The 12,874-nt window shown below is 70.6% G+C and carries 13 protein-coding genes; 3 read left to right on the forward strand and 10 right to left on the reverse strand.

Features of this window, described 5'->3' with window-relative positions; genetic code table 11:
* Positions 1–88 precede the first annotated feature (88 nt).
* The 8 genes from B7K24_RS07285 to B7K24_RS07315 all read right to left on the reverse strand — a co-directional run bounded on the left by B7K24_RS07285 (position 89) and on the right by B7K24_RS07315 (position 8,395).
* Positions 89–658, reverse strand: coding sequence for a MerR family transcriptional regulator (locus tag B7K24_RS07285; protein WP_084101961.1), 570 nt, complete (start codon positions 656–658; stop codon positions 89–91).
* Positions 659–749: 91 nt separating this feature from the next.
* Entirely contained in the window at positions 750–1,472 is a 723-nt protein-coding gene (locus tag B7K24_RS07290) for a MerR family transcriptional regulator (protein ID WP_084129612.1), read from the reverse strand.
* Positions 1,473–1,476: 4 nt separating this feature from the next.
* The gene (locus B7K24_RS07295; RefSeq protein WP_084129613.1) at positions 1,477–1,896 is read right to left on the reverse strand and encodes an FHA domain-containing protein; all 420 of its coding nucleotides are present in this window, start codon (positions 1,894–1,896) and stop codon (positions 1,477–1,479) included.
* Positions 1,893–2,543: a CDP-alcohol phosphatidyltransferase family protein gene (locus tag B7K24_RS07300; protein WP_159449181.1), complete on the reverse strand. Its 651-nt coding sequence runs from the start codon at positions 2,541–2,543 to the stop codon at positions 1,893–1,895. The genes B7K24_RS07295 and B7K24_RS07300 overlap by 4 nt, the downstream gene beginning before the upstream one ends.
* Positions 2,544–2,561: 18 nt before the next feature.
* Positions 2,562–2,714 (reverse strand): hypothetical protein, encoded by a 153-nt coding sequence (locus tag B7K24_RS13445; protein WP_159449182.1) that lies wholly within the window; start codon positions 2,712–2,714, stop codon positions 2,562–2,564.
* Positions 2,715–2,779: 65 nt separating this feature from the next.
* Positions 2,780–3,106, reverse strand: coding sequence for a plasmid stabilization protein (locus tag B7K24_RS07305; protein WP_084129617.1), 327 nt, complete (start codon positions 3,104–3,106; stop codon positions 2,780–2,782).
* Positions 3,107–3,228: 122 nt separating this feature from the next.
* Entirely contained in the window at positions 3,229–4,911 is a 1,683-nt protein-coding gene (locus tag B7K24_RS07310; protein WP_234986632.1) for an alpha/beta-hydrolase family protein, read from the reverse strand.
* 43 nt (positions 4,912–4,954) lie between these two features.
* Positions 4,955–8,395, reverse strand: a complete 3,441-nt coding sequence (locus B7K24_RS07315) for a bifunctional proline dehydrogenase/L-glutamate gamma-semialdehyde dehydrogenase (RefSeq protein WP_084129620.1) — start codon at positions 8,393–8,395, stop codon at positions 4,955–4,957.
* A gap of 83 nt (positions 8,396–8,478) precedes the next feature.
* Between B7K24_RS07315 and B7K24_RS07320 the strand changes: the two genes are divergently transcribed.
* On the forward strand, positions 8,479–9,375 hold the full coding sequence (locus B7K24_RS07320) for a LysR substrate-binding domain-containing protein (RefSeq protein WP_084129622.1): 897 nt from the start codon (positions 8,479–8,481) through the stop codon (positions 9,373–9,375).
* Here B7K24_RS07320 and B7K24_RS07325 read toward each other — a convergent pair.
* Positions 9,338–10,141: an EI24 domain-containing protein gene (locus tag B7K24_RS07325; RefSeq protein WP_084129624.1), complete on the reverse strand. Its 804-nt coding sequence runs from the start codon at positions 10,139–10,141 to the stop codon at positions 9,338–9,340. The two genes, B7K24_RS07320 and B7K24_RS07325, sit on opposite strands and share 38 nt — an antisense overlap.
* 74 nt (positions 10,142–10,215) lie before the next feature.
* Here B7K24_RS07325 and B7K24_RS07330 point away from each other — a divergent pair, with 74 nt between their 5' ends.
* On the forward strand, positions 10,216–11,655 hold the full coding sequence (locus tag B7K24_RS07330) for an amidohydrolase (RefSeq protein ID WP_084129626.1): 1,440 nt from the start codon (positions 10,216–10,218) through the stop codon (positions 11,653–11,655).
* 77 nt (positions 11,656–11,732) lie between these two features.
* On the opposite strand, the gene B7K24_RS07335 is transcribed toward B7K24_RS07330, so the two are convergent.
* Positions 11,733–12,161 carry an OsmC family peroxiredoxin gene (locus B7K24_RS07335; protein WP_084129627.1) on the reverse strand — a complete coding sequence of 143 codons (429 nt, stop codon included), beginning with the start codon at positions 12,159–12,161 and terminating at the stop codon, positions 11,733–11,735.
* 75 nt (positions 12,162–12,236) lie between these two features.
* On the opposite strand from B7K24_RS07335, the gene B7K24_RS07340 reads away from it, so the two are divergent.
* A complete protein-coding gene (locus B7K24_RS07340) occupies positions 12,237–12,872 on the forward strand; it encodes an alpha/beta hydrolase (protein WP_084129629.1) in 636 nt (211 codons plus the stop codon).
* Positions 12,873–12,874 lie beyond the last annotated feature (2 nt).

A 12,874-nucleotide genomic window follows, 5' to 3' on the forward strand; every position in this document is an offset into this window, starting at 1 on the left:
CACGTCACGGATGCCACACCAGGCCTCATCAGCCACAACTGTGGGCTAAACCGATGGGGAGGGCGCGGGTAGGTCCTCGGGTGTGCCGCTAGGACGCGGTGCGCTTCGCCCTGCGCTGGGCGAGCTCGTCCGTGCCGTCGGAGACGGGCTCGGCCTCGCCGCGGTCGGCGGGCAACTCGGACAGCGAGCCCTCGAGCTCACGCCAGACCTTGCCTAAGGCGATGCCGAACACGCCCTGGCCGCCCTGGACCAGGTCGATGACCTCGTCGTCGGACGTGCACTCATACACCGAGGCGCCGTCGGACATGAGCGTGATGTGGGAGAGGTCCTCCACGCCGCGCTCGCGCAGGTGGGAGACCGCGGTGCGGATCTGCTGGAGGGACACGCCGGAGTCGAGCAGGCGCTTCACCACGCGTAGCACGAGGATGTCGCGGAAGCCGTAGAGGCGCTGCGTGCCCGAGCCACCGGCGGAGCGCACGGTGGGCTCGACGAGGCCGGTGCGGGCCCAGTAGTCGAGCTGGCGGTAGGTGATGCCTGCGGCCTTGCACGCGGTCGGACCGCGGTATCCGGCGTCCTTGTCGAGGTCGGCCAGGCCGTCGTCGAAAAGAATCCCCTGATCGCTCACGACGCGGACGTCGCGCGAGCTGCTGTCGGCCATGAGCCCTCCTCATTCCCTCTCGACCTTCAACCTACGGTTGAAGCTTGACTCGGTCAACGCACCACGCGGCACGTCCCAGGTCACGATGTCTTTACTTATCGACCTCGGCGTGAAGCCAGGCGGAAAACAGTGCGACGGCGGCGTCCATGCGGGCACGCGTGGCCTCGTCGGCGGCCTTGTCGTCGCCCCGGTGCCGATCGGCGCGACCGGCGGTCACGGCAGCGTCGGCCTCTCGCGACACCGCACGTCCCAACAGGCCCAGATCGCGGCTCGCTCCCCCAGCGGCGAGGAAGGCGCCGCAGGCAACAACTAACGGCACGACAGCGCGGTCGAACCGCCCGGGCACCGCCTGAGCGATGATCCCTTCGGCCTCGAGCAGCGACACCACCGACGCCTCCACCGACGCGGCCCGTGCGAGATCGCCGTGGTCCACATAGGCGTCCTGGTCGGCGACGGCATGCGGCGCGATGGCCTCGTGCATGCGGCCCTCATCCAGAGCCTCCAGGTGCGAGGCGATCACGGACAGCGGCCGGTAGTGATCGCGCTGCTGGCGCAGCACGAAGCGCACGCGCTCGACGTCGGCCGGCGAGTACTGCCGGTAACCCGAGGGCGTGCGGTGAGGCGTCACGAGCCCGTTGGAGTCCAAGAAACGCAACTTGGACGGCGTCAACGCAGGGAACTCCGACTGGACCAGGCCAAGGACGTCGGAGACCCGCAACAGCGGCTCGTGGGACAGGGCATGCGGCCATGTCCCCTCGAGTGGTGCCGCGGGCGCACCCTCGGGCGCGGAGGCGGCGGCGCGAAGCGCTGCCATGGGGTCAGGCGGCCGTTCCGGGGTGGAACGTCATGCGGTACTTGCCGATCTGAACCTCATCGCCGGCCGCCAGCACCTTCTCGGTCACCAGCTCGCGATTCACATACGTCCCGTTCAGCGAGCCGGCGTCCTTCACGGTGAACGTCGAGCCCGACCGGACAAACTGCACGTGCTCGCGGCTCACCGTGACGTCGTCGAGGAAGATATCGGCCGAGACCGACCGACCCGCGGTCGTCACGTCGACGTCCAGCAGGAAGCGTGCGCCCTGGTTCGGGCCGTGATGGACGATCAGCAGCGCGCAGGTCTCGTCGAGTGCGTCGATCGCGGCGTCGTCCTGGGTGGACAGTCGCGCGGGAGCGTCGTCGCTGGTGATCTGGGCGTCGAGGGACATGGTCCGCTCGACAGGACTCTCGTCGTAGGTCATGACGCCTCCTCGCTGTCTCGGATCTGAGTCTCCATCCTAGGCCCGTCGGCCGACATCCGGGGCGCCCGCCGCGCCGCCGCGGCGCGATGGCGAATGTCTTGCACGTATCCCACTCCCGACACCCAGTACAGGACTGCGGCGCCCAGCGACAGCACAATCGCGAGGGTGTTGAGCCACGTCGCTACCGCATACCCGACGTATGCCAACGGCAGGGTGATGTAAAGGCAGAAGGTGGCCGCCTTGCCCACGAGCGTGACATGGGGGCTGCGGATGCGCCGCGCGCGGCCCCACACCAGCGCCGAGGCCACCATAGCGTCGCGCGCGAGCAGGATGACCACGAGCCACCACGGGATGATGTCGCGCACGGCCATGCCGATCACGACCACGAGCGTCAGCAGGCGATCGGCCGCGGGGTCCAGCAGGCGACCAAGCGCCGTGACCTGGTTCCAGCGCCGCGCGAGGAAGCCGTCAAGGAAGTCGGACAGCCCCGCGCAGGCCAGCACGACAATCGCGGCGACATCGCGTTCGGCCATGAAGAGCCCACCGAAGACCGCGATGAGCAGGATGCGCACGAACGAGATCACGTTCGGCGCTGTCCACACCGCGTGCGATACCTCGGCGGGCCGCTGCTCGGGTGTGATGCTCACCCGAGCGATGCTACCGGACTACTTGTCTGCGGCTTCCTGGGCGAGAACCTTGTCGACGGTCTCTGCGGCGATGCGCGAAGCCTCGTCCTCGGACGCGCCACGCGCGAGCTCCTTCGCCTTGATCTGCTCGAACTTGTAGTGGCGGGTGTCGGTGGCCGACTTCTCGGTCATGGTGCTCTCCTCTCGGGTCACATCCGGGTTCCTCCAGCCTATGCCGGAGCGTCGCGGCGCGCGCGTCAGCGCCCCACCGCGTCGAGTAGTTCCTTCTTGTTCATCGACGAGCGGCCCTTGACGCCCTTGCGCTTGGCCTCTTCGTACAGTTGCGCCTTCGTGCGGCCGCCGGGACCGTGGCCCGAGCGCTTGCCGCCGCGATGCCCGCTCGAAACGTCGTTCGTGGACGTCGTGGACGCCTGCTCCGACTCCCCCGCGCGGGCCCGCTCCTTGTTGACCGTGCGGGCGGCGATCTCCTCCGCCTCGTCGCGGCTTGCTCCGGCATCGAGCTTGCTGTCGCGAATGTGCTCGTACTGACGTTCTCGCTTCTTGCTCCAGGCCTCCTGCGGCATGGCGCTCACCTCCGTCGGTCGGTTGCGTCGAGCGTCAACGCACCTCCACACGCAGGTGTTCCCGAGGACGGCCGATGCCACACGCATCGGCCGTCCTCGACCTCCCCGACGTACGGGTCGGGTTAGTAGGTGAGGATGTAGTACGGGTCGTACGTGGCGATGATCTCCTCGATCCGCGTGCGCGCCTCGTCGGACAGGCCGGCGTCGCCGGTGACGGACTCGAAGGCGTAGACGGCGATGTTGCCGTACTTGTGGCCGGCGTCCTCGGGCACGCCCTGAGACAGGATCAGGTCAATCACGCCCTGGAAGGCCGTGACCCCGGGGATCCAGAACATGTCGTCGCTGACCATCGGAGAGCGCTGTCGGTCGCGCAGCCATTCGGGGTGTGACCAGATCACCGAGGGGCCGATCCACACGATGGGGTCGTCGCCGTGCTGCAGGTAAGCGATATGCGGCTCGTTCCACTGTCCGTCGAGCGCCTCGAGGTCGCCGCGCTGTTCGGCCCACCGAATGTTCTCGCCTTCGTCGAGGACGGGCCGGAAGATCGGCGAGCCCGCGTCGCGGCGCGCGTTCAGGTCCTTCCACAGCGCCGTGAAACTCGGCGTGCCCGCGAGGACGGCGCCGTCGGTCTGGGTGAGGAGGTCCTCCTCGGTGTCGAAGGCGGCGTTCATGCCGTACGAGCCGAGCGACAGGCCATAGACGGTGAGTTCCGGGCGGGAGTCCTCGGGCAGCTCCGACCACCATGCGTAGACGGCGTCGAAGAGGGCCGAGGTGCCCTCCGGCGCAAGCTCGGGGGTCAGCAGCGCCGAAACGGGGCTCGGGGTAGACCCGTACTGCATCGTCACGAGTGCGGTGTCGCCGGCGTGAAGATACTCGAAGCCGTCGATCGCCGCGGGATCGAGCCAGCCGGTGCCCGTGGTGCCCGCGACCAACAACTGGGAGCGTTCGGCCGCGCCGGTGCGCTCGAGCTCGGCCACCGCCAACTGCGCGCGCTCCTCGACGGTGCCGGGCGAGTTGATGCCGACGTAGATGCGGATGGGTTCGGTGGCCTCGAGGTCGGTCACCGCAGCGATCTCCTCGACGGTGGGGCCGTCGCCCACGATCTTCACGCCTGCTTGGCCCACGTCCTCCCACTTGACGAGGCTGTCGGGGCTGCCCGAGCGCAGCGCGCTGGTGGGCTGCGCAAACGCGGGGTCGTAGTTGTTGTTGCGCTGGTTATACAAGCCCGTGAGGAGCAGGGACAGCACAGTGGTGCCGACCGCGACGATGACGATGACGCCGAGAGTGGTGGCCAGTCCGGCGCTGAGGCTCACCGCCGCGGGCCGCGCTCCCGCGTCGCGACGCGAGACGGCGGACACGGCGCGTGCCGCCCACGGTCGCAGGCGGTTGTGCAGGCGGCGGATGCCGCGGCCGATGCCCATGCCGAGCCACACGCCGAGCAGCGCCGCGATCAGTCCGGCGAGCCACTGGATCCCGTCCGCGTCGGGAAGGCCGACGGCCTCGCGCACGTCGTTTTGCCAGCGCACGCCCAGGGGCAGCACCGCCAGGAACGCGAGGAGCGTGGCGACGGCGACGATCCAGCCGGGGGCGGACGCGTCCCAGCGCACCCGGCCGCCGGTCACGAGCCGCAGCACGCGCCACGTCAACACGCCGAATCCGTACCCGACGGCGAATGACAGACCGGTGACGAGCCCCTGGCCCCACGACGGGCGCGGCAGCAGCGAGGGCGTCAGTGACAGGACCACGAAGAAGACACCGAAGGCCGAGCCGACGACGTCAAGGCGACGGATACCCCACGAAAGCATGCGCACGGCGCCACAGTAGCGGGTCGCCCCTCGTGTCCACCGGCTAACCGCGCGCGGCGCCGAGCGCGCCCGTGGTGACGTCGTGAGCGACCCGTGCGCTGGTCGCCAAGGGAGTGCCGTAGCGATGCGCGAGGATGGAGACGGCCTGCTCGCGCAGGAACGGCAGCATCTCGAGCCACGCGCCGGTGGGCTCGTCCGCATACACCGCGAGGTCGGCGTGGCCGATGAGTCCGTCCTCGACGGCGCCCACCGCCCGAAGACGGCCGTGGGCCGTCCCCCTCTCGCGGGCGGCGTCGCCGTCCTCCACCACGCAGGTCACGCCCGCGACGTTCAGGCGCGCCGCGAGATCGTCTCCGATGGCCGATGCCGTACTCACCGTCGCGTGCTCCGTCACCGCCAGCGCGGCGGCCACCACCCGCACGAGCGCGTCCGCATCGTGCCCGTCCCAGCGGATCGGGGTGTCGACGGGCGTGTGGCGCAGCACGTTGTACTCCGAGGCCAAGGCACTCGGGTCGTGCCCCACACCCAGCTCCGTTGCCCACGCGTGCGCGTCGCGCGCGGCGGCGTCGCGAACCCACGCCGCCGCGTCGGCCGTCAACGCGGCCACCTGGCCCGTCGGGGTGGCCGCCCCCTCCTTAGGTGCGACGGACGGGGAGCCGGCCACCGCATCGGCCGATCGCACCCACCCGGTGAGCGAGGCCACGTAGTGGGGCCCGCCAGCCTTGACGGTGGTCCCCACGACGGAGCGCTTCCAGCCGCCGAAGGGCTGGCGCTGCACAATCGCGCCGGTGGTGCCGCGGTTGACGTAGACGTTGCCGGCCTGGACGCCGGAGAGCCACGTGCGGATCTCCTCCTCGTCAAGGCTGTGGAGCCCGGCGGTGAGGCCGTAGTCGACGGCGTTCTGGACGGCGAGTGCCTCCTCGAGCGTGTCGACCCGCATGATGCCCAGGACGGGGCCGAAGCACTCGGTGAGGTGGAACCACGAGCCGGGCTGCACCCAGCCGCGCACGCCGGGGGTCCACAGGTCGGCCTCGATCTCGCGGGGCTCCACCCACCAGGACTCGCCCGGCTCGAGGGTCGTGAGCGCGCGGCGCAGCTTGCCAGAGGGAGGGAGGATCACGGGGCCCATCTGGGTGGCCGGGTCGCTGCCGCGGCCCACCATGAGGGACGTGGCGGCGTCGATCAGTTGGCCGCGCAGGCGCTCGGAGTCCGCGGCGGATCCCACGAGGATCGCGAGCGACGCCGCGGAGCACTTCTGCCCGGCGTGCCCGAAGGCGGACTGGACGAGGTCGCGCACCGCGAGGTCTACGTCGGCGCTGGGAGTGATGACCATCGCGTTCTTGCCGCTGGTCTCGGCGCGCAGGTCGAGCCCTGGCCGGGTGTCGAGGAACCGCTGCGCCGTCTCGTAGGCGCCGGTGAGGATGACCTGGTCGATGCGCTCGTCGCCGATGAGCTGGTCTCCCAGGACCTCGGGGTCGATGTCCAGGAGCATGACGAGGTCGGCTGGGACACCGGCCTCGGTGAGCAGTTCGCGGATGACGGCCCCGCAGCGGGCGGCCTCCTCAGCGGGCTTGAGGATGACGGCGCTGCCGGCGGCGAGGGCGGCGAGGGTGGAGCCCAGCGGGATCGCGACCGGGAAGTTCCACGGCGGAGTGACGAGCGTCAGGGTGCGGGGCTGGGGCGTCGCGCCCTCGATGGCATCCAGGCGCTCGGCGCTCATGGCGTAGTAGCGCGCGAAGTCGATCGCCTCCGAGACCTCGGGGTCGGACTGCTCGAGGGTCTTGCCGCACTCGTCCGCCATGACCTCGTGGAGGACGTCGCGGTGGCTCTCTACGGTGTCGGCGACGGCGCGGAGCAGGCTTACCCGCTCGGAGGCGGGGACGGCGCCCCATGCCTTGCCTGCGGCGTGAGCCGTGGCGATGGCCGCGTCGAGCGCGGAGGGGTCCTCCACGCGTGCCGCGGCAAGCGTCTGAGCCCCTGCTTCGGTGGCGGGGTCGGCGGCGCGGGCGAGGGCCGCGCGTCCGGCGTCGCGCACCTCGGGCACCGCGGGGTCCGAGTCGGACGTGTTGACGAATCCGTCGTGCGCGGCGCGGCGCCGCTCCTCGCCGCGTCCGCGCTCGCGGGCGGGCAGGCCCCTCGAGGCCATAAGGGAGCGACGGAAGGCCCGCTCCTGGGCCACGAAGGCGGTGTCGCCATCGGCCAGGTCCCCGGCATCGGCCAAGAAGTTGCCAGGGCTCGCGACTTCTTCCAGGCGGCGGGCCAGGTAGGCCAGGGCCACGTCGAAGTCGCCTGGAGCGACGGCGGGCGTGTAGAGCCTCACACCGCCCATGTCGTTCGCGACGGTCGCGGCAAGACCGGGTGCCATGCCCAGCAGCATCTCCAGGTCGACGCCCTCGGTGATGCCGCGTTCGGCGCAGCGGATGCGGGTCAGGGCGATGTCGAAGAGATTGTGCCCGGCGACGCCCACCCGCAGGCTCGGGAGGCTGTCGGGGTCGAGGGCGCGATCAAGCAGACGCTTGTAATGCGCGTCCGAGAGCACCTTCGAGTCCCACGTCGCGAGACGCCAACCGTGTTGCTCTGCCTCGATGCGTTCCATCGAGAGGTTGGCGCCCTTGACGATGCGCACCTTGAGAGGCGCTCCCCCGTTCTTCACTCGCGAGCGCGCGAGACGCTGAATTTCCTCGAGCGCCGCGAGCGAGTCGGGCAGATAGGCCTGGAGGACGATGCCCATGGGAAGGCCTCGCAGCTCCTCGCGCGCCGTCAGGTCGCGGAACACCGCAAGCGTGAGGTCGAGGTCGCGGTACTCCTCCATGTCGAGATTGATGAACACGCCGCCGTGGGACAGCGCGGTGCGGTACATCGGCAGGAGTTCGTCGACCACCGCGGCGACGGCCTCGTCGAAGGCCCACACGGGGTGGGGCGCCACCGCGGCGGAGACCTTGATGGAGACGTAGTCGACGTCGGGGTGCTTGATGAGCGCGGTGGTGCGCTCCACGCGGCGGCGCGCCTCGGCCTTGCCGAGCACGGCCTCGCCCAGCAAATTGAGGTTGACCTCGGCGCCGTGACGGCGCACATGTGCGAGCGCAGGCCCCAACTTGTCGGGGCGGGCATCCACCACCAGGTGGCCCACCATGGCCCGCACCACGGCGCGCGCGACGGCGACGGTGGGGCGGGGCGCGATGCGGCTTGCCGCGCCGCCGAGCGTCAGCGCAGGTCGCAGGCCCGCGGGCATGTCGCGCGGTGCGATGGCGACCGCCGCCCTCAGCCCCGCGGCGGCCACACGCGCGTCCTCTGGGCGCATAAGTCCATCGAGCAACGCGGTGAGGAAGCCCAGGCCACCCTCCCGGCGCAGCATGTCCTCCATGAGGCGTGCCGCGGCGCCGCCACGCTCGCCGTAGGAGTCGGCGAGCCAGGTGCGCACCTGCGCAATCGCGGCATCGGCCTCCGTGCTGGAGGCGCGCGTCGTCATCGTGTCCGGGGTCATAGCGATCAGTGTGCGACCTCGTCTGGCATTAGCACTAGCGCGGCATTCTGCAGGATTTGATTCAGCGATGCTTAACTGTGGAGATGTACGACGCGACGCAGTTGAGGACCCTCAGGGAGTTTGCCGTGCGCGGCACGCTCCAAGAGACGGCCGATGCGCTGGGCTACACCCCGTCCGCCGTCTCCCAGCAGCTCGCGGCGCTCACCCGCGAGGCCGGCACGGCGCTGACGCGGCGCGTGGGACGTCGCTTGGTCCTGACCTCCGCGGGCGCCGCCCTCGCCCGCGCCGCCGAGGACGTCCTCGCGGCGCTTGAGCGTGCCCGCGCCGACGTGGCGGCGACGCAGGACTCCCCGCACGGCACCGTCAGGATGGCGATCTTCCAGTCCGCGGCCCTCGCGCTCATGCCACGCACCCTGTCCATGCTGGCAGAGACGACCCCCGAGGTGCGGGTCGAGATCACCCAGGCGGAACCCGCACAGGCACTCGAGGACACCTGGGCCCGTGAATATGACCTGGTGGTAGCCGAGGAGTACCCGCACCACAGCGCGCCTCACCACCCCGAACTGGTGCGCGAGACGCTGGTGCGCGACGAGATCCAGGTGGCATCGGCCGCCTTCGCGCCCGTGGCCAGTGTGGCCGCTGCCGCGGCCCTCCCCTGGGTCATGGAGCCGACCGGGGCGGCCTCCCGCCACTTCGCCGAGCAAACCTGTCGCGTGGCCGGGTTCGAGCCGGACGTGAGGTTTCAGACCGCCGACCTGCAGACGCACATGGCGCTGATCTCCGCAGGGCATGCGGTGGCCTTGATGCCGGGCCTCATGACGAGCACCGCACCGCAGTCCGTGGCGCTGTCTCCTCTTGATACGCCCGCATTCCGGACCGTGTTCGCCGCGCTACGTGTCTCCTCGCGCACCGATCCGGCCGTCACCGCCGTCCTCGACGCACTCAGGCGCGGCGCGCGCGATCTGCGGGAAGCGACCTGACCAGCGCCGTTCCTCCCGCGGCCGCCGCTGGCATCATCGCCACCACGCCGCCCGGGATGAGGAACACCAGGAAGACGGCCGCACCAAAGCCCACGGCGCGGGCGCGGTGGCCACGGAGGGCTCGCCGACGCTGAGCCAGCGACACGATGCCGCGCCGGCTGAGCGGATACGACGTCAGTTCGAGCGTCAGCAACCAGCCTCCCAGTCCGGCAGACAGCGCGAAGGCCGATGCCGTCCCGACCACAGGGATCAACCCCACCAGCAGCGCGACGAGGCCCAGCGGCACGGTCAGGAGCAGCAACCGCGCCCACTCGGCGATGCCGCGCAGGGCGGCGCGCCACCAGGGTTCGGGGTCCTCGCCCTCGAGAGCTGGGTCGTGGGCGTCGAGCTCGCGCGAGATGCGCTCGAAGAAGGGCTGGCCCACGAGCAGCGCCAGCGCGGTGAACGTGTAGATCGAGATCAGGGCGGCGGCGCCGACGACGGCGACGGCGACCAGCAGGCGCAGCGCACCATGCGGGAACGAGCCCGGCTCGAACGCTAGGTCAGCGGTCCACGTGCCCAGGGGGAACGCCCCCGCGAGGGCCGCCACCACCACGAATCCCAGGATGACGGCGGACAGCGCGGCGGGAAGGAGTCCCCATGCCATCGTGCGCGGCGCGGTGCGCCAGGTGGCGAGCCCGCGTACCAGCATGCGCGCGCCGATCGCGGCCTCCTTGATGGCCGAGCCTGCGGCGGCGATGGGAACGACCGGTGAGACAAGCGCCATGGCGCGATGCTAGCGGTGGGGCTCCTGCATCGGCCCTATGCTGGCGCGACACCCACCCCACGAGGAGGCCGCGCGTGTCCGATGTCCTGCTGACCGATGCCCGCCTGCCGGGCTCGCCCACCACCACGCGCCTGCTGCTGCGCGACGGCGTGCTTGCCGACCCCACGACGGCGGGCGCCGATGCTCAGCGCATCTCGCTCGAGGGCCGCTGGGTCATCCCCGGGCTCTGGGATCAGCACGTGCATTTCACCCAGTGGGCCATCGTGCGCCGTCGACTGGACCTCTCCAGTGCGACGAGCGCTGCCTTCGCGGCGCAGATCGTGGGCGCGCGACTGCTCGCCGAACTCGACGTCCCTGCGGCGCTGATCGGCAACGGCTATCGCGACGCGCTGTGGGAGGACGAACCCACGGCCGAGCTGCTCGATGAGGTGTCTCCTCACCGACCCGTGGTGTTGCTCTCGGGCGACCTGCACGCGGTATGGGTGAACACGGCGGCACGGTACGCGTACGGACTGCCGCACGCCGGGGTGTTGCGGGAGGCCGACGCCTTCGACCTCCAAAAGCGCCTGGACCAGGAGGCACCCGGCGACGAGGACGTCGCGATCTCGGAGGCGGCGGCGGAGGCGGCGGCCTTGGGGCTGGTGGGACTCGTCGACCTCGAGATGGCGCGCAACCTCCACGGCTGGACGCGACGCATGTCGCAGGGGCTGCGCGCCTTCCGGGTGCGCTCGGGCTTCTACCCCGATGAGTTCGACGAACGGCTCGACATGGGCCTCACCGGGGGCGACGTCATTCCCGACACCGGTGGGCTGCTGACGGTGGGTCCGCTCAAGGTGCTGACCGACGGCTCGCTCAACACGCGCACGGCGTACTGCCACGAGCCCTACGCCTCCGGCGAATACGGGGTGCTCAACTACTCCCCCGACGAGACGGTCGCGTTGCTGACTCGGGCCGTCGCGGAGGGCTTCGACGTCGCGGTGCACGCCATCGGCGACGCGGCCGTCACGTACGCTCTCGACGCCTTCGCCGCGACCGGCGCGCGCGGCACCATCGAGCACGCCCAATTGGTGCGCGAGGACGACCTGGCGCGGTTTGCGGCGCTCGGGGTGGTGGCGTCCATGCAGCCTGAGCACCTGTGGGACGACCGCGACGCGTCGGAGAAGATCTGGCCGGGTCGCTCGGGTCGCACCTTCCCCTTTGCGTCCCTGCGCGATGCCGGGGCCTCCGTGGTGCTCGGCTCCGATGCCCCGGTGTCGCCGCTGAACCCTTGGCGTGCCATCGCGGCCGCGGTGCACCGTAGCGCCGACGACCGCGAGCCGTGGCATCCGGAGCAGTCGCTGACGCGCGCGCAGGCGCTTGCCGCCTCGACCGATGGGCGCAGCCTCGCGGTCGGCGAGGCCGCCGACATTGCGGTCCTCGATGCCGATCCGCTGACGTGCGACTACGACGAGCTCCTCGCCATGCCCGTCGCGGCCACGCTCGTGGGCGGACAGTTCACGCATTGGGCGATCTAGTGAGTTCACTTACTGCTTAACGCGTTAACGGCCGATGCCGTACGCGGGGTGCGTACGACATCGGCCGTCGTGACGCTTTAGTCGAGCAGCGTGGCGCTTTCGAGCGACAGATGGACGCCGCCCAGGGCCTTCGAGATGGGGCAGTTGTCCTTCGCGTCCTCGGCAATCTCGCCGAACTTCACCTGGTCGATGCCCTCGACGGTGGCGGAGACGGTAAGCACCGAGGAGCGGACACCCTCACCGGGCACAAACGTCACCTCCGCGGTGACGTCGATCTGGGTAGGCGGGGTGCCGTTCTCTCCGAGCGCGTGAGACAGCGCCATCGAGTAGCACGAGGCGTGAGCGGCGGCGAGGAGCTCCTCGGGCGTCGTGGTGTCGGCCGAGCCCTCGGCACGTGCCTTCCAATTGACGCCGACGGTGGCGACTCCCGAGGCCAGAGCGGTGGTACCCGAGCCGTCCGCGAGACCGCCCTTCCACGTCGTCGATGCCTTGCTGTGCACTGCCATGGTGGCCTCCAAAGGTGGTGTGCGACGGGCCTTCCGTCGCCCTGGCCAGTCAAGCACGCCCGGCATACTGACGCCATGAGGATCACCACCGCCGTGCCCGGGCCCGAAGTCTCCGGCTCCCCCACCGCGCCCGTCGTCCTGCTCCTCCATGGGTACGGCTCCCACGAGCGCGACCTGGTGGGACTGACGTCGTGGCTGCCCGCGGGACTGCGGTGGGTGTCGCTGCGCGCGCCGGGCGACATGGGGTTTGGCGGCTACGAGTGGTTTCCGCTGTCACTGCCCGACGAACCCTCGCAGGCCGGGGCCGACGCCGCCGTCGAGGCGGTATGGGAATGGGTCGATGCGTCGCTACCTGATAGCGCGCCGGTAGTGCCGCTCGGGTTCTCCCAAGGAGGGCTGATGGCGCTCGAGTTGCTGCGCACGCGACCCCAGCGCGTGCCGGCGGCCGTATGTCTGTCCGGCTTTGTGACGGCGTCACGGGCACAGTCGGCCGATGCCGCGTTCGCTTCCGCACGCCCGCCCGTCTTCTGGGGCCGCGGGCTGCTCGACCAGGTCATCTGGCCGGCAGCTGTCGCGCGCACGGCGACGTGGCTCGAGGCACATACAACGCTCACGCGACGCGAGTATCCCGAACTGGCGCACGGCGTCGATCCGGGCGAGATGGACGAGGTGGCGGCGTTCCTGCGGGAGACGGTGGCTGCGCCGAAGTAAAG

It is taken from the genome of Demequina sp. NBRC 110055, assembly GCF_002090135.1.
Taxonomy (GTDB): Bacteria; Actinomycetota; Actinomycetes; order Actinomycetales; family Demequinaceae; genus Demequina.